The sequence below is a fragment of the Vitreimonas flagellata genome (assembly GCF_004634425.1).
GTDB lineage: Bacteria > Pseudomonadota > Alphaproteobacteria > Caulobacterales > Aquidulcibacteraceae > Vitreimonas > Vitreimonas flagellata.
Window position 1 is genome coordinate 151,020 of record NZ_SBJL01000005.1, and the last position, 20,597, is coordinate 171,616.

Here is a 20,597-nt window from a genome sequence, read left to right on the forward strand (position 1 = left end):
TGGCAATCTCTCGTTAACCGTAGCAGCCAAAGGTAGGCCGCTCAGGTACTCCCAGAACGGGGAGGGGAGAGGGCACATGCCACTCAAATTGTCGCTGCGGCCGGGCGAGAAATTCGTCGTCAACGGCGCAGTCGTGCAAAACGGCGACCGGCGCGCAGCACTCGTGCTGCAGAACAAGGCCTCGGTGCTGCGTGAAAAGGACATCATGCAGCAGGACGAGGCCGACACGCCGGCCAAGCGCATCTATTTCCCGATTATGCTGATGTATCTGGACGAGACCGGCCGCGACAAAGCCTATTCAGAGTTTGCCGCCCGTCTGGCTGAGTTCATGGGTGTCGTTCGCGACCCCGCCATTCTCACCGAGTGCATTGGCGTTTCCAAAGAAGTAATGGCCGGCGAATATTACCGGGCCTTGATGCGCTGCCGAAAACTCATTTCGTACGAGGCAGAGCGTCTGGGGCTGAGGGATGTCGATCAAAGCGTACCAGCGCGCAGCCACGCAGGCTGAGTCACCGCGCGAGCTGGAATATCGAGCGTTCGGGCAGGCGACGGCCGCGCTTGTGCGTGCGCACGAGGAAAAGCTCGCCGGCGGGCTGCTCGCGGAGGCGTTGGATTCCAATCGCCGGCTTTGGAATATGCTCGCGGCCGATTGCTCGCAGCCGAAAAATCAATTGCCGCTCGAACTGCGCGGCCAAATCATCTCGCTCGCCATGTTCGTGGCGCGCTATTCCAGCCAAGTGCTGCGCGACGGCGTTGAGATCGAGCCGCTGATCGACATCAACCGCACCATGATGGAAGGCCTGTTGGCGCGCTGATCTCTTCAGTTAATCCCGGCGCAGCTAGGCAAATAATTCCTCTGCAATTCGCCTCCGGATCATTCCGGCGCTGACACTCAATTAACCTTTGTTGCTTAAAAAATCCGACAACGCGTCATCTCTCTTAAAGGGAGCGGCGCGCATTTCGGGCTTCGCCCAGCTGGCCAAAACGGCCGGTCAACATCGTCCAGAAGGACCACATAATGACCAGCGTTAACACCAATTACGGCGCTCTCGTTGCGCTCCAATCTCTGAACCAAACGGGCCGCGAACTCTCTGAAGTTCAACAGCGCATCAACACCGGCCTCAAGGTTTCGTCCGCGAAAGACAACGGCGCCGTGTTCGCCATCGCCGAAGGTCAGCGGGCGCGCGTTGCGTCGCTGGGCGCGGTTATGGACGGTATCGACCGTGCGACGTCGGTGATCGACGTGGGCCTATCGGCTGGTGAAGCCGTCGGCGACATTCTGAAGCAACTGAAGGAAAAGTCCGTCGCCGCTCAAGCGACCGACCTCTCGACCGACCAGCGCGCCGCGCTGCAGGCCGACTTCGACGCGCTGCGCAACCAGATCGACCAGATCGTCAACGCCGCGACCTTCAACGGCTCGAACCTCGTCAACGGCACCAACCTGACGGGCGGCTCGGCCGAGTTCACCGTGCTGACCACCGACGCTGCCGGCTCATCGAGCGGCCGCTTCGAATTGACGGGCAATGCGCTCGTTGACGGCAACGGCGACCCCTATTCGATCCACGCTGACCTCGAGAACGCGACGGGCCTCGACTTCACGGCTGCTGACGCGGAAGTCCGCTTCAGCATCACGACGGGCAACGTCACGGAAACGATGACGATCCAGCTGACGACGGGCGACACGATCAACGACTTCCTGACCTCGGTCTCGGATCAGTCGAATGGCCGCGTCACCGCGTCGTTCGACGATGAAACCGGTGAAATCACCTTCCACTCGCAGGAAGATTTCACGGTCGAATATTATGAAGATGACACCCTGACCGACGACACGGGCATCTTCGGCGCCGGCGCCGCTGGTACGTCGATGACGCAAGCCGTCGCGCCGGGTTCGGGCACGAACGCGCTGACGGTCCAAGGCTTCAACTTCACGCTGGGCGCCACCGGCCAAGCGCTGGAAGAAGTCACCTCGGCTCTCGACATCTCGACCGCCAGCGGCGCTTCGGCTGCCGTCACCGCGATCGACGATGCGATGACCAACTTGAACCGCGATCTCGCCACGATGGGCGCGCAAGCGAAAGCTCTGGAAGTCCAAAAGACCTTCCTCGGCAAGCTGAGCGACTCGATCGAAGCGGGTATCGGCAACCTCGTCGACGCTGACCTCGCGAAGGAATCGGCTCGCCTCCAAGCGCTGCAAGTGAAGCAGCAGCTCGGTGCGCAAGCTCTTTCGATCGCGAACCAAGCGCCGTCGATCGTTCTGTCGTTCTTCCGCTAAGCGTAAGACGGAAAAGGCGGAGGGCTTCGGCCCTCCGCCGATTTCCGAGACAACGGGCATGAGCGATGAGTTCGATTACTCCGCCAACCCCAGCCGTCGAGCTGCAATTCGCACCTAAGCCACAGCTCGAAGCTGAGAAGGGTCCGGCCGCGCAAGCGGCCGATCGGCGTTGGGCCGAAGCGTTGGACGCCCAGCGCAACGATGTGGCCACGCCAAACAAATTGGAAGTCAGTCTCGATCCGAGCGCGGGCCGCTTTGTGCAGCTCTTGACCGACGCCAACACCGAAGAGACATTGCGTAAATACCCGAGTGAAGGGCAGCTGGCCTATTCGCGCGCGGTGATGGCGTATATGCGGGCGCTTTACGGCGAGTGATTTCTAAAGTCGTAAACGAGGCGTAAATTTTCTTAATTAAGATGCGTTAGTGTTAACGCTTCATTAACGAATCTCGTGTTGCTTGCGATCGCGCTTGAAGTGCGCCGCGCGGCCGACATGGGGCTGGTTGCGCGATCCGAACAGGAGCGGCCAGCATGGTCTCCAGCATCGTACCGGGCACGACGGGCGCCAATACTCTTGGCGTCGACAATCGCTTTGCGCGCAATCAGCAGCCGAACGGCGCGGCGCGAAACGCAGAGGCCGCGGTGCTGGGTGATCGTGTTGAAGTGAGCGGCGCTTCGATCGCCGCGGCACGCGAGAGCGTGCGTGACGGCCTCAACCAGGTTCACCAAGCTTTGGCCGTGGGCCACGACGCGCAGGCGATGCTGGTCGCAGCCCGCGGCGCGACTTCGCAAGCAGATCTCGAGACGATCCTCGGCAGCTATCAACAACGCGTCGATGGCGCGATCGCGCAAGGCGGCACGCTCGTCGCCGGGCAGAGCTTGAATGTTTACGCCGAGCCAGGCGGCGCGCCCGTGACGATCGGTGGCGCGGATCTGCGCCTGAAGAGCGAGCCGGGCGTGACCGACATCATCAGCGTCAGTGCTCAAGCCCAGCTGGATGATGCAGGTCTTGGCCAAGCCGTGCAGCGTTCCTTGGAGACGCTGCAGGATTCCATGAACCGGCTGATCGACAGCGCCCGCGCGCTCGAGGCCCACCAAGGTTTCCTCGGCGCCGCCGAAGGCGCGATGGGAGTGCGCAACGATCTAGACGCCGAAAGCGCGCGCCTCTTGGCGCTGCAAGTGCGTCAGGGGCTGCAAAGCATGGGCGGCGCCTCGATCGCCAACGCCGAGCCGCAAGCGGTGCTCACGCTTTTCCGCGCTTAAGCGCTTAGAGCGGGCGCCAATTGTTGCTGCTGATGTCGATCAGCTCTGCGCCGTAATCGTCTTCGTCGTCCTCGGCACGCATCCGGCGCCATGCCCCGGCGGCGGCTTGGAACAATTTGAAGAGCACGATCGCGATGAGACCGGCTGCGGCGATGCCGGCCAGCGTCAGCGCGCTGACGAGGTCGCGCGTGAAGGTGAGTTCGCCGCGCGCGGTGTCGAGCAGGCGACCGTCGCGCGGCAGACGCTTGGCGGCGGCGGCTGCGCGATCGCCCGAAGCGCGCGCGATCAGCACGAGGCGTTGCAGGTCCGGCAATGTGTAAGCGTGCGTAAGCATGACGGCGGCGGCGCCTGTGTTGGTGGCTTCCCCGATCGCGCCCAATTGGGCGAGCACTTCGCGCAGACGTGTCGCGTGCTCGGGGACGACGGCGGTGCGGAAAGCCGTCGCCAAATCATCGACAGAGCTTGCTGAGTTTTCGCGTGCAATCTGGCGGAACGCTTCAATCGGCAGCGCTTCGGCCGCGAGCGTGCGCACTTCGACGCTGATGCTGTCGGGGAAATCGTCGCGCCGGCTGGAGGCGAGCAGGGCGACGGCGCCTTGCTGCATGCCGGGTGTGAGATCGCCGGCGAGGCCAAGCGCAAAGCCGGTGAGTACAAATTGCAGTGGATCGGTTTCCGGTTCCGCGATGAGCGCGCGCGCCATCAGCTCGAAATCCTGTGGGTCGGCGAGCGTCGCCGGCCGTTGCGCCGCGCTTGCCGCATTGCGTTGTGAGAGCAGCGGCACTTGCTGCTGATAATTCTGCCGCGTGCTCGGCTGCAGCAATTCCAATGCGGCGACTTCGAGTTCCGCTTCGGAGGCGTCGTTAGCGATTGCCTGCGTCAGCACGTTGGCGGAGCGATTGGGCAACATCCCGGCGCCGGAAAGCAGGAACCCGCGCGCCGCGGCTGGATCGCCCGCGCGCAATTCCATCGCGACCAGATCGTCCCATTGGCGTTGGCGATCGAAGTCGAGCTGGATCAATTCACCGTTCAATTGTTCGACCCGCTCGCGCACGACATGCGCGCCGGCGTCGGAATATTCGTAAGCGTAGAGATGGTCGCGCCCGATCACGATCAGGGCGGCGGCGGAGGCCAGCGGCAGCAGCACCATGCAAATATTGAAGGCGAGCGCGCTCAGCACGCCCTCAGGGCGATGCCGGGTATTGCGGCGCGCCCGTACGGGACGCCAAGCGCCTTGGACCTTCGCGTGCTTCATATCTCCCCACCAAGAAGGCGCTACAAAGCCGACCTAAAAGCCACAGGGCAAGATGAATTACAGGAAAGGCGAACTTGTCCCCGGATCGGGGTTTATCTGCGGCGGCTGTTAAGCAGATCTGTCCACAATCGTGGGTATCGGCCCGCTCGGGCCTTCGATCGTGCCGCGTGCGCCATAGCCGGCGGAGCCGCCGCGCTGGCGAGCCGTCTCTTCCGCCATGGCCTGGACCAGGCCTTCCGTCACCAGCTTCACCGCGCCGAGCGCCGTTTCGTGCAGGGCGAGACGTTCGTGCAGCGTGTTGGTGCGGTGCTTGAGCTTGTCGAGCAGGGCGGCGGGCGCGCCTTCGATCAGCGTGCGATCGTGTTTGATGCGCGTGAGTTCCAGCCGATAGGCGTTGACCATCCGGTTCTTCTCATCGGCCTGTGCGCCGCTGAGCGGCGGCTCGCGCGCTTCAATGCGGCGGGTTTCCTCGGCGATGTATTCGGTGAGCCGCTCGGTTAGCAGCAGCAATTGCTCGGCGCGGTCCTTCGCGTCGTCAGCCAGCAGCGCCATCGGCGGCCTCCTGCGGCGGAACAGCGGTTTCGCGCATGCGCATCAATTCACGGATGACGCTGTCGGCGATGCCGATGCCGCCGGCTTGCGTCAGCGATTGCGCGTAGCGCTCGATCAGCATCGGTCGGAATATTTCTTCGCCCATACCGCCGCCGCCGAGGCCGTCTGTTTGAATGCCCTCGAACATCGGCGCGAGCATTTGGTTGAGGAACACGGCTTCGAACTCTTCCGCAGCACGGCGGACTTCCGGCGGCACATCATCGTGCGAGGGCGCCGGCGTCGTGCTGAGCGGCAGCGGTGCGCCGGGAAGAGCGATCGGGCCTGTCATTACATCACTTCGATTTCGGCTTGGATGGCGCCCGCGGCTTTGAGCGCTTGCAGGATCGAGATCATGTCGCGTGGCGTGACGCCGAGTGCGTTCAGGCCGTTGACGAGCTGACGCAGTTCAACGCCGCCCGGCACCATGACGAGCCCGCCTTCTTCTTCTTCCACGCTCACGCTGGACGATGGAACGACAGTCGTTTCGCCACGACTGAACGGCGCTGGCTGGCTGACGAACGGATCTTCTTGGATTGAGATCGTGAGATTGCCTTGCGCGATCGCCACCGTTGAAACCTTTACGTTTTCGCCCATCACAACGATGCCGGAGCTTTCGTCGATGACGATGCGGGCCGGCGTATCGACTTCAACTTCCAGGTTCTCAATGCGGCCGACGAGCGCCACCATGTCGCCCGCGAAATCCGCTGGCCTGCGCAGCGCGATCGTGCCGGGATTGGTCGCGCGCGCGGCGTCGCCGCCCACTGTCGCGTTGATTACAGCGGCGATGCGCTGGGCGGTGGTGAAATCTGGATTGCGCAGGGCCAAGCGCAGTTCTGGTGCGTTGGCGATGTCGAACGTGGTCTCGCGCTCCACCAGCGCGCCGGACGCGATGCGGCCCGCCGTCGGCACGCCACGCGTGACGGAAGAACCTGACGAACCCGAAGCAGAGAAGCCGCCAATCGCGAGCGGGCCTTGGGCCACCGCGTACACTTGTTGATCCGCGCCCATTAGCGGCGTCACCAGCAATTGGCCGCCGGCCAAGCTGCGCGCATCGCCGAGCGCAGACACGGTCACGTCAATGCGCGAACCTTGGCTCGCGAACGGCGGCAGGTTCGCCGTCACCATGACGGCGGCGACGTTGCGCGTGTTCAGATTGCCGTTCGACGCATTGACGCCGAGGCGCTCAAGCATCGCGGCCAAGCTTTGGCGCGTGAACGGCGAGTTCCGCAGCGAGTCGCCCGTGCCTGCGAGGCCGACCACGAGGCCGTAGCCCACGAGCTGGTTTTCGCGGACGCCTTCGAAGTCGGCGACGTCCTTGATCCGCGGGCCGGCCCAGGCGTTGGGCGTCGCGATGGGCGCAGCGATTGCGGCGACGGACGCGAAAGCGAGCAACGCAGTACGCGTCGCATGAGAGACAAACTTCATGGTCACGATACGCGACCAGTTTGGTTAACAGCTCGTTCAAACTTGAAGCGTTTAACCGTGGTAGCAGCAGCTTCTGAGAGTCGCGCATGAAGATCGAAAGCGGCCGATCCGTCAGTTCCGCCGGGGGCGCCAAGCGCACCGGGGGGGCAGCCGCGCCTGGCTTCAGCCTGGATGTGGACGAGCCACAGCGCGCCGCCGCCACGGCGCCGACCAGCGCAATCACCCCCTTGGACGCGCTTTTGGCGCTGCAGGGGGATGAGCCGGGGCAACGCCGCTCGCGCCAGGCGCGCAGGGGCCAAGATGCCCTGGACACCTTGGAAAAACTGGCGGCTGGGCTGCTGACCGGCCGTGCGCCCGCCTCGATCCGGGCCGATCTGGAAACCCTGCGCCGAGCTGGGGAACCCACCGGAGAGGCGGGGCTCGACGCCGTCCTACAAGAAATTGACGTCAGACTCGCGGTAGAGGCGGCCAAGCTCGACCGCATGTCCGGTCGGGCCTGATCTTGAGGTCTGGCCGACAAGGCCCAGATTTTAGGGACTAAAAATAGGGAATGTGGCGCCTTCCTTGCTCGATGGACGAGCCCTAGGTCGGACGCTATGAAGGCGGCGCCTCGAGGGGGCGCCGGGAGTTCGTAAATGGCCTCGACCGTGAAAGATTATCGCCCTTCTGACGACGAACCGTTCATGAATGAGCGTCAGCAGGAATATTTCCGGCAAAAGCTTTTGGCGTGGAAAGAAGAGATTCTCGAGGAATCTCGCTCCACCATCGCCTCGCTCCAGCAGGACACTGTCGCCGAAGCGGATCTGGCAGACCGGGCGACGAGCGAGACTGATCGCGCGCTGGAACTGCGCACGCGCGACCGTCAGCGCAAATTGATCGCCAAGATCGACGCCGCGCTCCGTCGTATCGAAGACGGCTCTTACGGCTATTGCGAGGAAACGGGCGAACCGATCTCGCTCTCGCGCCTCGACGCGCGCCCGATCGCGACGCTCTCGCTCGAAGCGCAAGAGCGCCACGAACGCCGCGAACGGGTTCACCGCGACGATTGATGGGCTAAGCTCGCCGTGAGGAGAGGTGGATGCTCTATCACGACGCTGGCTTAGCTTGGTTGCACTTCGTCTTTGCGTTTGTGCTTGTCGGCGCGCTGGTCGCCGAGCTTTTCATTCTCAGACTGCCAGTGGACGGTCGCGTGGCGAAGCTCTTGCTGCGTGTCGATTTATTTTACGGCGTGGCCGCAGTGCTGATCATCCTCGCCGGGATTTCGCGCGTGCTCTGGGGCGCGAAGGGCTGGGACTATTATTCCGTACAACCCTTCTTCTGGGCCAAGATGGGTACGTTCCTGATCATCGGCGCGCTCTCGGCTTTGCCCACGCGCACCTTCATGCGTTGGAAGCGCGCTGCCGACGCTGACGCTACGTTCACCGCGCCGGAAGCCGAGGTGAAGCGCATGCGCAGCTTTGTCATGTGGGAGACGCACCTTTTGGTGCTCCTGCTCGCGTTCGCCTCGTTCATGGCGCGAGCTATCGGAAGTTAGAGGCTATACAGACCCCTCGGCCCGGCTAAGCTTCCCAAAAATAACAAGTCTTTGGGAGGCGAGAACATGGCGGCGTCGCTGCAGCCGGAAGAATTTGATCTGCTCCACACGCTGGGGGACGTTGCGCGTTATCATGGCCGCACACGGACCGATCGCGTGGCGATGAGCTTTGAGGGGCGCAACACGACATATGGTGAGCTCGATGCGCACAGTAATCAGGTCGCCAACGGGCTGATCGCCGCCGGCGTGCAGAAGGGCCAGTCCGTCGCTTTCCTTGGCAAGAACATGGACCATTATTTCGAGGTGCTGCTGGGCGCTTCGAAGATTGGCGCGATCATTTCGCCGATTGGTTGGCGTCTGCAGCCCGATGAGGTCGCCTATATCCTCAACGATAATCAGGCGCCGATCGTGTTCGTCGGCGATGAGTGCGTGGCGTGCCTCGATGCGGCGCTGGCGCAAGTCGAGAAGAAGCCGCTCGTCGTGGCGATGGAGGCGGGTGCGCACAAATATCCGCTCTACGAAACCTGGCGCAATGCGCGCGGCAGGATCGATCCGAATGTCGCGGTCGATATCGAAGACCCTGTGATCCTGCTCTACACTTCGGGCACGACTGGTCGTCCCAAAGGCGTGATGCTGACCAACGCCAACATGCTGCGGTCGCGTCGCATGCTGTCCGAAGCGCGCATGGAGTGGAATGAGTGGAACGAGGGCGACACCAATTACGTCGCCATGCCGATTGCGCACATTGGCGGCACGGGGTGGGGGCTGGTTGGCCTCATCAACGCCGTGCGGAACGTGGTCGCGCGCGAGTTCAATCCGATGGAAGCGCTTGAAGTGATTGAGCGCGAGCGCGTCGGCAAGATGTTCATGGTGCCGGCCGCGCTCCAATTCATCATCCGCACGCCGCGCGCACGTGAGATCGATTATTCGAGCTTGAAGGTCATTCTGTACGGGGCTTCGCCGATGCCGGTGGCGCTGTTGAAAGAATGCATGGACGTGTTCGGCTGCCAATTCGTACAGCAATACGGCATGACCGAGACGACGGGCACGATTGTCTATTTGCCGCCCGAAGATCACGATCCAGACGGCAACGAGCGCATGCGCTCGGCGGGCATTCCGATGCCTGGTGTGGAAATCGCTGTGCTCGATGCGGATGGCAAACCTTTGCCGCCGCGCGAGATTGGCGAAGTTGCGACGCGCTCAGCTGCGAACATGAAGGGCTATTGGCGCAAACCGGACGCAACCGCTTCAACCGTCAATAGCGAAGGCTGGCTGCGCACGGGCGACGCCGGCTATCTCGATGAGGACGGCTATCTCTACATTCAAGACCGCATCAAAGACATGATCATCTCGGGCGCCGAGAACGTCTATCCGGCCGAAGTCGAGAACGCGATCCACGGCCATCCCGCAGTCGCCGAAGTCGCCGTGATCGGTGTGCCCGACGACAAATGGGGCGAGGCGGTGAAAGCGATCGTTGTGGTCAAGCCCGGACAAGAGGCTGACGCCGAAAGCATAATTGCCTACGCGCGCTCCAAGATCGCCGCGTTCAAAGCGCCCAAGAGCGTCGATTTCATCGACGTCCTGCCGCGCAACCCCTCCGGCAAAATCCTCCGCCGCCAATTGCGCGAGCCTTATTGGGCCGGCCGCGAGCGGCAGGTGAATTGATCAGAGTTCGCTGTTCTGGTCCTTGTCGATTGCGTGCGTCGCGATCGCGATGGCCTGATCATAACTTTCGGTCACGCGGACTTGGTCGAGCACATGCAACGTGTCGAGCGAGGCGTGGACGCTGGGGCGCAACTCGCAGAAGATCGCCGCCACATTGTGCGACGCGCAGCGCTTCAGGAAGCGCTGCAGCGCGTTGACGCCGGAGGCGTCCGCCAGGGGCACTTCGCGGAAGCGCAGGATGAAGGCCCTGGGTGGCGGAAATGCTGCGTCGAGTGCGTCGATCAGGCGGCTCGCAGCGCCGAAGAAGAGCGGGCCGCGGAGCTCAAAGACTTCGACGCCGCGCGGAAGTTCAGCGCGCGCTTCATACCCGGTGCGTGGATTGGCGAAATCATCTTGGTCGCGTTCGACTAGCGACACGCCGCGAGAAATTGCTGTCGCTTCGCTCATGCGATGCATGAAGATGATCGCGGCAAGCACAACGCCAACCTCAATCGCGATGGTGAGATCGACGAGTACGGTGAGCAGGAAGGTGGCGAGCAGGACGACGCGATCGCCTGCGAGGCCAAACAAGAGGTGTCGGAAACGCTCCTGCTCGCTCATGTTCCAGGCGACGATGGTGAGTACGGCAGCGAGGCTGGCCAGCGGCACGTGCGCGATCAGCGGCCCGAGGCCAAGCATGATAATAAGCACGAACGCCGCATGAAATATGCCGGCGAACGGGGTTTGCGCGCCGGCGCGGATATTGGTTGCGGTGCGCGCGATGGCGCCGGTGGCTGAAATGCCGCCGAATAGCGGCGCGGCCACATTGGCCACGCCCTGGGCGACGATCTCGCAATTGGAGCGATGACGGCGGCCTGTCATGCCGTCCGCCACCATCGCGGAGAGCAGACTCTCGACACCAGCGAGAAAGGCGATGGTGAACGCCGAGGGCAGCAATTGCTGCATGCGCGCGAAGCTGAACTCTGGAATTTGGAAGCTCGGCAGCGCTGTGGCGGCTTCGGCGCCAAAGCGCGAACCGATGGTTTCCACTGGTAGGTTGAACACCCATACCAGCGCTGTTCCGCTTGCGACGCCAATCAGCAGCGACGGCCAGCGCGGCAGATAACGCTGCAACAAGAGGATGATAGCCACCACGCTGGCGGCCAGCGCAAAGGCAATGAGGCTGACGCTCTCACGCGCGGCCCAGAAAGCGCCGACCTTTTCGACGAATTCCGCGGGGACCTCCGTCATGGAGAGGCCGAAAAGGTCGCGCAATTGGCTGGTGAAAATGATGACGGCGATGCCGGCGGTGAAGCCCGTGACGACCGGCTCGGGAATGTATTTGATCCAATCGCCGACGCGCATCAGACCTGCAGCGATCAGAATTGCGCCCGCCATCATTGTCGCGACGGCGAGCCCGTCATAGCCGTATTGGTGCACCACCCCGTACACGACCACGATGAACGCGCCCGTTGGGCCGCCGATCTGGAAGCGCGCGCCGCCGAGGGCGGAAATGAGAAAGCCGGCGACAACGGCGGTTATAAGGCCCTGCGCCGGGGTGACGCCCGAGGCGATGGCGATGGCCATGGCCAGCGGCACTGCGACGATGGCCACGGTGAGGCCGGCCAGCGCGTCCGCGCGCAATTTTGTCCAGGAATACCCCTCTTGAGCAATGACAGTGACGGACTTGGGGATGAACAGGCGCCAGTCGCGCCCGCGCGTCTGCGGCGCAGCGGTGTTCAAGTGGGCTGTCATGAGTCGCCGTGATTTTCCTCGCTGACCTGGACTTTGCAACAGTCCAATTATAGCGCGCACAGCAAATCGCCTTGAGGGCTATCAAGAAATGGAACGGCGGGGTTTCCCCCGCCGCTTCTCGGTCAGAAACGATAGGTCCACTGGAAGTCCCAGCCCACATCATTGGTCGATACCGCGCCGCGGGCCGCGCGTGCTTGGTCGGCTGCCGTCCGGGCGATCACCTTGGCTGGTCCGGTCAATTTACCGCTCGCCAAATCCTGTTCGAGTTGGGTCATCTCAGCCTCCGAGAGAGAGATTTCACGCGCCATTCTTTCCTCCATACCGCGCGGCGATGGTTTCGATGAGAGGCGCCAGGCCGCAGCATGCGCTTTGGTCTTCGCCCTCACACAAGTGTTTGATCAACGCGTCGTGCACGTAGCCGCCGCTGCAGATTGCCGCGTGTGTGCAGGTTTGCATCGCGCCCTTGAGCACCGCTTCCTCTTGGCGAAGCGTCTCGAAGTTTTGCGAGGCGCGCAGAACTTCTGCGCAGGTGTGTTCGTGCAGATTGCCGAAGCGAAAGCGCGGATCGCCGACGAACTTTTCGCACGGGCTGACATCGCCGTCGGGTTCGACGGTGAGGAACTGGCCGACACAACGGGCGGCGTGCACGCAAATGATGGGGCGCGGTCGAGTGAGATTGTTTTCCAGGGAGATGAATTCGCGAATCCCGAACAGATGGCGATAGTTCCGATCCCATGCGGCGTAGAGTGCGACGAGATATTCAGTGAAGCGTTCGAAGTGCAGCCATTCATCCTGCGCGGTGAGTTCGCCGGAGGTTTGCGGCACGGCGTTCAGCAGCGCTACGCCGTCGACGCCGAGCGCTGCGATGTGACCAAGGAAAACGCGCGGATCGGCGGCGATCGTGGCCTCGCAGAGCACCGTGAGGGCGCCGTGGGAGATTTTTTGCTCGCGTAGCATCGCCAAGCCCGCGATGACGCGATCCCAGGCGCCGGCGCCGCGACGATCAATCCGCTTTGTGTCGTGTACATGCGGCAAGCCATCGATGCTCACGCCGACTGAGAATTCGAATTTTCGCCAGAGCGCGCACCCTGCGTCTGTGATCAGCGTGGCGTTGGTTTGGAGCGAATTGGTCACGTGTTGGCTGCTGCGTTTGAACACACGCTGCAGTGTTATCGCTTTCTCGAAATATTCTGGATCAAGCAGCGTGACTTCGCCGCCGTGCCAGACGAAATCGACCTGGCGCACATTGGGCGCCGCGAGCGTATCCCAGGTGGCCGCAGCCATAGTCTCGAATGATATCGGCGCGCCTGTCGCACGCCAGGCATGACAATAAGTGCAGCGCAGATTGCATTTCCGCGTAGCCTTCATGATGAGGACGACGTGGTTGTTCGGTAGCGGCGCGACGCGGCGCTGTTGAGTTTGTTCGAGCGTGGCTTCTTCGGCAGCTCAGCAGCCAGCGTGGCGCGTGAATAGCGTCTACGTTACGACGCAGCACATCATCGAGCAGATCGTGCTCCGCAAAGCCGGCCATCTCAGCCTCCGTTATGACGAAAAGACAACCAGAGATAGAAAACGCAAGCGGCATGTTTGAGAGCGCGGCGGCGCGGCGTACAAATTTGCCGATGAACAAGCATGATCCCGGTGGGCCGGAGGCGGTTGTCCGCTACGGCGACAATGAAATCACGATCCTGAAGCAGGGCCTCTTTGTGCGCTGCGCGGTCAGCGGTGAGCAGATTTCGCTAGATGAGCTGAAATATTGGAGCGTCGATCTGCAGGAGGCCTATCGCGGGCCGGCGGAAGCGACGCAGCGTTTGGTGAAGAAGCCATGAGGGCGCTGCTGCTCGCTCTCGCGCTGGCTGCGTGTGCCGCCGCTGAGGCGCCTGCGCCTGCGGAGACGCCGCCGGTTGTTGAGCCGCCGATTGAAGGGGTCGGCTCGGTTGAGCCGCCGCCTGCAACGCTTTCGTTGAATTGCGCTGGCGCGTTCACGCAAGGCGGTGTTGCGTTGTGCCGGACGTTGCCGGGGGCGGCGATTGCGGTGGATGGCGTCGCGAGCGGTCAGGCGGATGCGCAGGGCTGGGCGGTGATTGGATTCAATCGCGAACATGGCGCCGAGGGCGTGGTGACGGCTAGCGCGAATGGCGCGAGCACGAGTGCGACCTATCCGATTGTCGCGCGTGAGTTCGATATTCAGCGCGTCGATGGGCTGCCGCAGCAGACCGTGACGCCGACTGATCCGGCCGTGCTTGAGCGCATCGCGCGCGAAGCGGCGTTGAAGCGCGAGGCGTTCGCGAGCTTGGCGGACATGGAAGGTTTTCTCGACGGCTTCATTCTGCCGATCGATGGCGGGCGCGTGTCGGGGCGTTGGGGCAATCAGCGCATTTTGAATGGCACGCCATCGACGCCGCACTTTGGCTATGACATCGCAGCACCCACAGGCACGCCGATCCGCGCGCCGGCGGCCGGTGTCGTCACGCTCGCCAATCCCGACATGCATTACGAAGGCGGGCTGGTGTTCATCGATCATGGCCAGGGCCTGATCACGATGTATCTGCACATGAGCCGCTTGGACGTGGCTGTGGGCGATCGCGTAAGCCAAGGCCAAGTGATTGGCGCTGTGGGTTCGAGCGGACGCGCGACGGGCCCGCATCTGTGCTGGCGTATGCGCTGGCGCGAGCGTCAGCTTGATCCGAGTGTCGCGGTGGAAGGCTTGGCCGCGGCGCGAGCGCAATTGTTGGCGCCCTGAGGGCGGTCCGAGTTTAACGCGGCAGCCTGATCACGTGCGACACGAGCACGACGGCCGGCTCGCTCGTCTCATTGCGCCATGAATGTGCAGTGCCTGCATCCTCGCGGGCGATATCGCCAGCGCGGTAAATGATTGGATCGAGGCAGGTGTTGCGCAACTCCACCATTTCGCCGGACACCAACAGCGCCATGCCTTGCACGGCCGTGTGGTCGTGCCAGGCGATCACCCCGCCGGGCGCCACGGTGAGGCGGCGCAGGCGCACGGCTTTGGTGGGATCGCTGGCGACGGGCGTGAGCGCGAGGTCTTCGCCGAGCACGCCGCTTTGCGCGCCGAAGCCTTCGCTGCGCGCGCCGGCCTGGATGCGATCGGCTGGGCACTCGCGCATGCGCGCGTTTTGCACGGCGAGCAGCGTGGCGTCGGGCGTCGTCGTCACGTTGGCTTGAACGGACACGCAAGCCGACGCGATGAGGGTGAGGCCTAGAATTATTGCGCGCATCGCGCCCTCCTTAGTTCACGCCGACGAGGCGGATGTCGCAGCCATCGATGATGAGTGTGGGCGCTTCGGCGCCGGGTGTGAAGGTTTGGCTGAACGGCGCGCCGCAGGCGGCGAAGGTGAGCGTCACCGTGACAGGTCCGTTCGGCGGCAATTGTTCGCGCCATGCGATGCCGGTTGGCAGCAGGTGCTGCATGCCCTGCGCGACCGTTCCGCCATTGATGTCGAGCTGCAATTGGCGGCCATGATAATTGCCGACGATCTCGATGGAGTGCGCGCGCGGCGTGGGCGGCGGGTTTGCCATGGTGGCGGCGCAGGCGCTTAAGGCGAGTGCGCCAAGTGCGATCCGTCTCAACACGTTCGAACCCTCAATCCGCTTTGAAAATCTGACGCAGAACACGCTCTTGCTTGGCGGCCTCGAACCAAAATCCGCCCATTGTCATGGCGTAGATGAACAGCAGGAACCCGCCGCCAATCAGAAAGCCCAGACCATCGCCCGTGACGAATGCAATCGGAAACATCGCGAAAGCAGCAAGGCCGACAAACGCAAAAACGAACACGAACGGCCGCATCGTGATTTCGATGCGGCTTCCGCGGCCGCTGGCGTGCACGACGCCATCGACAACAGGTAAGAACGAATTGCGATAGCCAATGATGCGGCGGACGTGAAAGCTCTCGGCGCTGATCTGCCCCTCGAAGCGATCATCATTCTTCGAACTGGGCCAACGCCAGCGAAACCAATTCTCAGGTTCTGTATGCGCCGCCATCGCCGCGAGAGCGGCCTGCCGATCCAGCGGCGAGTTGATCTCGAAGCGGTGGAACGGCAGCAGCTTCACATCACGCCCGCTTTTTTCCACGCCTCTTTTGGCCAGCGGCGGTGGGCCCAGAACCATTGCGCCGGGGCTTCGCGCACGCGCGCTTCCATGAACTCGTTCACGCGTTTGACGCCGTCATAGACGGTCTGCTCGTCGTTCGGCTTGTCGTAATCGAGCGGGATCGGCGGATAGGCGGTGGCGACAAATTTGGTGCCTTGGATGCGCCGGCCCGTGATCGGGATGAGCGGCACATTGAATTTAAGCGCGAGGCGCGTGGGGCCATCGGCGGTCATGCACTCATGGCCGAAGAACGGAACGGAGAGGCCCTTATTGTATTTTTGGTCGTTCATCAGGGCGACGCTGCGACCCTTCTTCAGGGATCGCAACAGGCCCATGCCGCCCTCCTTGCCTTTGGCTGCTTGCAGCGCAAGCCCGAACGCGGCGCGCGTCTCGACAATGTATTTGTCGATGATCGGGTTGTTGGCTGGGCGATAGGTGAAGTGCGAATTGGGATCGACCTGCGCCAGGCAGAGCGAGGTGATTTCCCAATCAGAGAAATGCCCGCCGATGAAGACGGCGCCTTTGCCGAGCGTCGCCTCTACAATCTCCTTGCCACGGAATTCCAGTTCGCCGCTGCGATAGCGTTCGAGGAATGTGCCCATGTGCGGAAACTCGCCGGACATGCGCCCGATCTCGCGCCACATCTCGGCGCGGGTTTCGCGATGCCATTCGTCGCTCTGCTCGGGAAAGGCCATCTTGATGTTGCGCAGGGCGGTTTTGTGCGCGCTCGTGAGTTGCCCCACGACCGGCACGATCGCTGCACCCCAGCGCGACGCGCGGTCCAGCCCCAACGCGCCCAGCCCGCCGACATAGGCGTGCCAAGCCAGCGCCTCGAGGCGAAACATAAGATTGATCTGCTTCGGCTTAGCCATGCATCGTGTTCATGCGCGAGCGGATGGGCGCGAGCAAGTTCTCCAGGGCCGCGTCGTCGGAAAAGCGCGCGGCGACTGGCAGAATCGCCACACGCGCACGCCATTCCGGGCTCAAGCGGGCGGCGTCTTTCTCGGTGGTGATGAGACGTGCGTCGTGATCTTTGGCCAGCGCTTCGAGGTGTTTCAGATCATCCTCGCTGAACGGGTGGTGATCGGGAAACGGCACAGCGTCGGCGAGCTTGGCGCCCATAGCGGTCAATGTGTCGAAGAATTTTTCCGGTCGTGCGAGGCCGGCGAAAGCGACGAGCTTGCCTTCGGGAACGATGCCGGCAGGTTCGAGCCGCGCGTGCAGGATCGGTTTGGCGAAGCCTTCGAGCCATTCTTGCTCGACCTGCTCGGCGCCTTGCGGGTGTAGCAACACGATTGCATCGGCGCGGGCCAGGCCATCTGCCAAGCGCTCGCGCAAGGGGCCCGCCGGAAACACTTGGCCGTTGCCGATGCCGTAGCCAGGGTCGACGGCGACAATGGAGAGATCCTTCGCCAGCGTTGGATTTTGGAAGCCGTCGTCCAAGATGATCGCGTGCGCGCCGGATTGCGCGGCGGCGAGCGCGCCGGCGAGGCGGTCGCGCGCGATCCAGGCGGCGCCGTCGCGCGCGTGCAGCAGCGGCTCATCGCCGACTTCGCTTGCGGACATATCGGTGGTGACGCGCAGCGGGCCTGCAACGCGCCCACCATAACCGCGCGAGAGCATGTGTGCGGCGGGGCCAAGTTTCGCGCGAATGGCGCGCGAGATCGGCGTTTTGCCCGCGCCGCCGACGGTGAGATTGCCGATGCAGATCACCGGCACCGGCGCATGACGCGAAATCGTGGTGCGGATGCGATGCGCTGAGGCCAAGGCGTACGCCCACGAGAGCGGCGTCAGTAGCGCGCGCAGCGCCAGCGCGGAATCTCGCCCGCTGACATCGGCCTTCCAGAACTCAGGCGGACGCATGCGCAGCCCGTGGCGCGCGCGGCTGGGGCGGCAGCAACGCGGAAAGTGAAGTCAGCGTGTGGTTGAACGCATCGGCGCCGAGCGCTGCGACGCGGCGTGCGGAATCGAGCTGCTCATTGCGGCTCGCATCGTCGCGCCAAAGCACTGTGACAGCCGCCGCGATCGAGGATGGCGTATCCACACTCGTTGCACCGCCGGCAGTGAAGAGGGCGTCGAACAAATCCTGGAAGCTCTCGACATACGGGCCGGTGAGAATGGCTGCGCCGAGCTTGGCCGGCTCGATCGGGTTGTGACCTTTCAGGTGCGGCGCCAAACTGCCGGCCACGAGCGCAATCGGCGAGAGATCGTAGAACAGCCCCAGCTCGCCCAAGGTGTCCGCGATATAGACGGGCGCATCGGCGATCGGTTGGCGCAGCGCGCGTCGTGGCGCGCCGGCTGCAAGTTTGGCGATATCGGCGCCGCGTTCGGGATGGCGCGGCACGAGGATCAGCAGCGCGTTCGGGAAATTTTCGCGCAAACGCTCGTGCGCGGCGAGCACGATTTCGTCTTCGCCCTCATGCGTAGAGGCCGCGAGCCAGATCGGCCGGCCGCCGATCTGCGCCAGCATCGAGCCGCGGGCGTTGATGTCGATGCTCGGGGCGGGCGCTGCGAGTTTCAGATTGCCGCGCGCGCTGATTTCTTCGCCGCGCAAGCGCTTCAAGGCGCGCGCGGTCCGGCCATCGGCGGCGGAGATGAAGGAGAACGCTTTCACCAGGCGCTTGCCGGCGGCGGGCCAATTCTCCCACTGGCGCAGCGTCTTTACGCTCATGCGCGCGTTGACCAGCGCGAGCTTCACGCCTTGCTTTTCGGCGGCGAGGATGAGGTTGGGCCAGATTTCGCTTTCGACGAAGACGCCGAGGTCGGGGCGCCAGTACGCGAGGAAGCGACGCACGCTCGCAGCCGTATCGAGCGGCGCATAGATGTGCGTCGTGCGCGGCGGCGCGCGCTTGGCGACGAGATCGGCGGAGGTGCGCGTGCCTGTGCTGATGACGAAGGAGAGCGAAGGATCGCGCGCCGCGAGCGCCTCGATCAACGACAGCGCGACGCCGCTTTCACCGACGCTGGCCGCATGCAGCCAGACGAGTGTGCCTTCTGGGCGCGCTTGCGTGTAGCGGCCAAAGCGTTCGGCAACGCGATCTTCGTCTTCCTTGCCGTTGCGCGCACGTGCGTTGAGCCACAACCCGGCGAAGGGCCCAACCAGCGTCGTCGCCGCGCGATAGAAGAGGAGAGCGGGAGAAAAACTCACGAAGCGTGCGCCGCCTCTTCTGTGTGCTGCGCGGGCTCCGGCTTGAGCGGGGCAGGTTCAACGATGGCGGTCCCAGCCATGCGATCAGCTTCGGCGGCAATGCGCAGCATTTCGGTTTCCAGTTTCAGGCGCACCGCTTCGAACTCAGCGTCGCTCGCGTCGAGCGCGGGCGGATCGATCGGCTCGCCCCAGATCAGCGCGCCACGCCCGAACGGCAGCGGCAGCACAAATTTGTCCCAGCTGTCGAACACGATGCGGTTGGAGGTGGCCCAGCTCATCGCCACGAGCTGAGCGCCAGCGAGCTTGGCCAATTGGACCGGGCCGCGCTTTACGCGCATGCGCGGCCCGCGCGGGCCGTCCGGCGTCATGCAGATGATGCCGCCGTCTTCGATGTGGCGGGCCATCTGACGCATAGCTTCGACGCCGCCTTTTTGCTGGCCGCGTTTGGCCGAAGAGCCGCGGATCACTTCGGCGCCGACCGTGCGCGAAGCGTGCGCCACGATGCCGCCCTCGCGTGATTGGGAGATCAGCATCTTCGCCCTTGGCACACCGGGACCGAACGCCCACAGCTTATGAACCTGGATGAAGCGCCCGTGCCAGATGCAGGCGATCATCTTTCCTTGGCCGGCCCAGAACGGTTCGATCGCCGCTTGGTTCACCCGCGTCCAACGCGTGGTGACGCCCACGAGCAGCATATAGAGCCCGATCAGACGCCCGATCACGAACTGGACGATTGAATTGCCTAGGAAATTCTTGAGCATGGGTCCGCTGGCGCGACGGCTTCCGGTGAGCCGCGTCCGTCCTTATACGGGGGGCGACCGGCCATGCGCCAGCCGCCGTTTGAGTAAGGTATGAGCAAGACCGCAGATCCCAGCCGTTTCGACCTGGCGACGCCCGATGGGCGGCGGCGGGCCGAGCACGATCTGGTCTGGGCCGACCATGGCTTCTTGCGCGCGATGTTCGCCAATTTCCACTGGATCGAGGACGGCGTGATGGCGCGGGCCAACCAGCCCTCGCCGGAAGCGATCGCGCGTTACGCCGACATGGGGATCAAGACGATCCTCAATCTGCGCGGCAAGGCCGACACGGGCTATTACGCGCTCGAGAAAGAAGCCTGCGAGCGCCACGGCATTACGCTGGTGGACCAGCGCATGCATTCGCGCGAACCGCCCAGCAAAGCGCAAATCCACGCGGCCAAGGATTGGTTCGACCGCATCCAATACCCGGCTTTGATGCACTGCAAATCAGGCGCGGATCGCGCCGGCGCCATGGCGGTGCTCTACAAGCATTTCAAAATGGGCCTACCGATCGAAGAGGCGGTGGAGCAGCTGCGGCTGAAATATCTGCACGTGCGCCAGGGGAAAACCGGCGTCATCGACTACTTCTTCCAGCGCTACCTCGAAGAGACCAAGGCCAGCGGCAAACCATTCCTGCAATGGGTCGACGAGGATTACGACCAGAAGGCGATCAAGGGCGCCTTCCTGGGCGAGTGGTGGGCCAACCTGCTCGTAGATAAAATTCTGCGACGCGAATAAGCGCGTTCCCGTTGCGGGAACCTTGGTTCTCGGAAATAAGCGGTAGCGCACATTACGTACGCGTCAGGG

26 protein-coding genes are annotated in these 20,597 nt (G+C 63.3%); 12 read left to right on the forward strand and 14 right to left on the reverse strand.

Translation table 11 applies throughout. The annotated features are described in order from the left end of the window. Positions 1-76 precede the first annotated feature (76 nt). The 5 genes from flbT (at position 77) to EPJ54_RS18710 (ending at position 3,533) form a co-directional block, all read left to right on the forward strand. Positions 77-508 carry a flagellar biosynthesis repressor FlbT gene (gene flbT / locus EPJ54_RS18690; RefSeq protein ID WP_135213290.1) on the forward strand — a complete coding sequence of 144 codons (432 nt, stop codon included), beginning with the start codon at positions 77-79 and terminating at the stop codon, positions 506-508. After that, positions 468-815 (forward strand): flagellar biosynthesis regulator FlaF, encoded by a 348-nt coding sequence (gene flaF, locus EPJ54_RS18695; protein WP_135213291.1) that lies wholly within the window; start codon positions 468-470, stop codon positions 813-815. Before flbT ends, flaF begins: the two co-directional genes overlap by 41 nt. Positions 816-1,018: 203 nt before the next feature. Continuing rightward, positions 1,019-2,272 (forward strand): flagellin, encoded by a 1,254-nt coding sequence (locus EPJ54_RS18700; protein WP_135213292.1) that lies wholly within the window; start codon positions 1,019-1,021, stop codon positions 2,270-2,272. 65 nt (positions 2,273-2,337) lie between these two features. Next, complete coding sequence (locus EPJ54_RS18705) at positions 2,338-2,646, forward strand: hypothetical protein (protein ID WP_135213293.1); 309 nt, start codon at positions 2,338-2,340, stop codon at positions 2,644-2,646. A 155-nt stretch (positions 2,647-2,801) separates the two neighbouring features. Then, positions 2,802-3,533, forward strand: coding sequence for a hypothetical protein (locus tag EPJ54_RS18710; RefSeq protein WP_135213294.1), 732 nt, complete (start codon positions 2,802-2,804; stop codon positions 3,531-3,533). 4 nt (positions 3,534-3,537) lie between these two features. On the opposite strand, the gene EPJ54_RS18715 is transcribed toward EPJ54_RS18710, so the two are convergent. From EPJ54_RS18715 to EPJ54_RS18730, 4 genes are all read right to left on the reverse strand, one after another. Continuing rightward, a complete protein-coding gene (locus EPJ54_RS18715) occupies positions 3,538-4,785 on the reverse strand; it encodes a hypothetical protein (RefSeq protein WP_135213295.1) in 1,248 nt (415 codons plus the stop codon). 108 nt (positions 4,786-4,893) lie between these two features. Beyond that, on the reverse strand, positions 4,894-5,337 hold the full coding sequence (locus EPJ54_RS18720; RefSeq protein WP_135213296.1) for a flagellar basal body protein: 444 nt from the start codon (positions 5,335-5,337) through the stop codon (positions 4,894-4,896). After that, positions 5,321-5,665 carry a rod-binding protein gene (locus EPJ54_RS18725; protein WP_135213297.1) on the reverse strand — a complete coding sequence of 115 codons (345 nt, stop codon included), beginning with the start codon at positions 5,663-5,665 and terminating at the stop codon, positions 5,321-5,323. Before EPJ54_RS18725 ends, EPJ54_RS18720 begins: the two co-directional genes overlap by 17 nt. Then, positions 5,665-6,801, reverse strand: coding sequence for a flagellar basal body P-ring protein FlgI (locus tag EPJ54_RS18730; protein WP_135213437.1), 1,137 nt, complete (start codon positions 6,799-6,801; stop codon positions 5,665-5,667). Before EPJ54_RS18730 ends, EPJ54_RS18725 begins: the two co-directional genes overlap by 1 nt. An 86-nt stretch (positions 6,802-6,887) precedes the next feature. On the opposite strand from EPJ54_RS18730, the gene EPJ54_RS18735 reads away from it, so the two are divergent. The 4 genes from EPJ54_RS18735 (at position 6,888) to EPJ54_RS18750 (ending at position 10,000) form a co-directional block, all read left to right on the forward strand. Continuing rightward, positions 6,888-7,301 carry a flagellar assembly protein FliX gene (locus tag EPJ54_RS18735; protein ID WP_135213298.1) on the forward strand — a complete coding sequence of 138 codons (414 nt, stop codon included), beginning with the start codon at positions 6,888-6,890 and terminating at the stop codon, positions 7,299-7,301. A gap of 135 nt (positions 7,302-7,436) precedes the next feature. Next, the gene (gene dksA, locus EPJ54_RS18740) at positions 7,437-7,850 is read left to right on the forward strand and encodes an RNA polymerase-binding protein DksA (RefSeq protein ID WP_135213299.1); all 414 of its coding nucleotides are present in this window, start codon (positions 7,437-7,439) and stop codon (positions 7,848-7,850) included. Positions 7,851-7,879: 29 nt separating this feature from the next. Continuing rightward, positions 7,880-8,335 carry a DUF2214 family protein gene (locus tag EPJ54_RS18745; protein WP_135213300.1) on the forward strand — a complete coding sequence of 152 codons (456 nt, stop codon included), beginning with the start codon at positions 7,880-7,882 and terminating at the stop codon, positions 8,333-8,335. Positions 8,336-8,401: 66 nt separating this feature from the next. Then, positions 8,402-10,000, forward strand: coding sequence for a fatty acid--CoA ligase (locus tag EPJ54_RS18750; RefSeq protein WP_135213301.1), 1,599 nt, complete (start codon positions 8,402-8,404; stop codon positions 9,998-10,000). On the opposite strand, the gene EPJ54_RS18755 is transcribed toward EPJ54_RS18750, so the two are convergent. The 3 genes from EPJ54_RS18755 to EPJ54_RS18765 form a co-directional block, all read right to left on the reverse strand. Further along, positions 10,001-11,734 (reverse strand): SulP family inorganic anion transporter, encoded by a 1,734-nt coding sequence (locus tag EPJ54_RS18755; protein ID WP_135213302.1) that lies wholly within the window; start codon positions 11,732-11,734, stop codon positions 10,001-10,003. A gap of 122 nt (positions 11,735-11,856) precedes the next feature. Then, entirely contained in the window at positions 11,857-12,042 is a 186-nt protein-coding gene (locus tag EPJ54_RS18760; RefSeq protein ID WP_135213303.1) for a DynW-associated RiPP peptide, read from the reverse strand. After that, a complete protein-coding gene (locus EPJ54_RS18765) occupies positions 12,032-13,102 on the reverse strand; it encodes a radical SAM/SPASM domain-containing protein (RefSeq protein WP_135213304.1) in 1,071 nt (356 codons plus the stop codon). Before EPJ54_RS18765 ends, EPJ54_RS18760 begins: the two co-directional genes overlap by 11 nt. A gap of 215 nt (positions 13,103-13,317) precedes the next feature. On the opposite strand from EPJ54_RS18765, the gene EPJ54_RS18770 reads away from it, so the two are divergent. Together EPJ54_RS18770 and EPJ54_RS18775 are read left to right on the forward strand one after the other, a co-directional pair. Next, on the forward strand, positions 13,318-13,563 hold the full coding sequence (locus EPJ54_RS18770; RefSeq protein WP_239591027.1) for a DUF2093 domain-containing protein: 246 nt from the start codon (positions 13,318-13,320) through the stop codon (positions 13,561-13,563). Then, entirely contained in the window at positions 13,560-14,477 is a 918-nt protein-coding gene (locus EPJ54_RS18775) for a M23 family metallopeptidase (protein WP_135213306.1), read from the forward strand. Before EPJ54_RS18770 ends, EPJ54_RS18775 begins: the two co-directional genes overlap by 4 nt. Before the next feature lie 13 nt (positions 14,478-14,490). Here the strand turns inward: EPJ54_RS18775 and EPJ54_RS18780 are convergent, their stop codons facing one another. The 7 genes from EPJ54_RS18780 to EPJ54_RS18810 are packed head-to-tail and all read right to left on the reverse strand — an operon-like array spanning position 14,491 to position 19,754. Further along, on the reverse strand, positions 14,491-14,973 hold the full coding sequence (locus EPJ54_RS18780) for a cupin domain-containing protein (RefSeq protein WP_135213307.1): 483 nt from the start codon (positions 14,971-14,973) through the stop codon (positions 14,491-14,493). A 10-nt stretch (positions 14,974-14,983) separates the two neighbouring features. Beyond that, positions 14,984-15,328, reverse strand: a complete 345-nt coding sequence (locus EPJ54_RS18785; RefSeq protein WP_135213308.1) for a hypothetical protein — start codon at positions 15,326-15,328, stop codon at positions 14,984-14,986. A 10-nt stretch (positions 15,329-15,338) separates the two neighbouring features. Continuing rightward, positions 15,339-15,806, reverse strand: coding sequence for a hypothetical protein (locus EPJ54_RS18790; RefSeq protein WP_135213309.1), 468 nt, complete (start codon positions 15,804-15,806; stop codon positions 15,339-15,341). After that, complete coding sequence (locus EPJ54_RS18795; protein WP_135213310.1) at positions 15,803-16,717, reverse strand: lysophospholipid acyltransferase family protein; 915 nt, start codon at positions 16,715-16,717, stop codon at positions 15,803-15,805. The genes EPJ54_RS18790 and EPJ54_RS18795 overlap by 4 nt, the downstream gene beginning before the upstream one ends. Then, positions 16,710-17,714, reverse strand: coding sequence for a tetraacyldisaccharide 4'-kinase (gene lpxK / locus EPJ54_RS18800; RefSeq protein ID WP_420823052.1), 1,005 nt, complete (start codon positions 17,712-17,714; stop codon positions 16,710-16,712). Before lpxK ends, EPJ54_RS18795 begins: the two co-directional genes overlap by 8 nt. Continuing rightward, positions 17,695-18,993, reverse strand: a complete 1,299-nt coding sequence (locus tag EPJ54_RS18805) for a 3-deoxy-D-manno-octulosonic acid transferase (RefSeq protein ID WP_135213312.1) — start codon at positions 18,991-18,993, stop codon at positions 17,695-17,697. Before EPJ54_RS18805 ends, lpxK begins: the two co-directional genes overlap by 20 nt. Beyond that, positions 18,990-19,754: a lysophospholipid acyltransferase family protein gene (locus tag EPJ54_RS18810; RefSeq protein WP_135213313.1), complete on the reverse strand. Its 765-nt coding sequence runs from the start codon at positions 19,752-19,754 to the stop codon at positions 18,990-18,992. Before EPJ54_RS18810 ends, EPJ54_RS18805 begins: the two co-directional genes overlap by 4 nt. 90 nt (positions 19,755-19,844) lie before the next feature. Between EPJ54_RS18810 and EPJ54_RS18815 the strand changes: the two genes are divergently transcribed. Further along, positions 19,845-20,528, forward strand: coding sequence for a fused DSP-PTPase phosphatase/NAD kinase-like protein (locus EPJ54_RS18815; protein WP_135213314.1), 684 nt, complete (start codon positions 19,845-19,847; stop codon positions 20,526-20,528). The last annotated feature ends 69 nt before the right edge of the window (positions 20,529-20,597 follow it).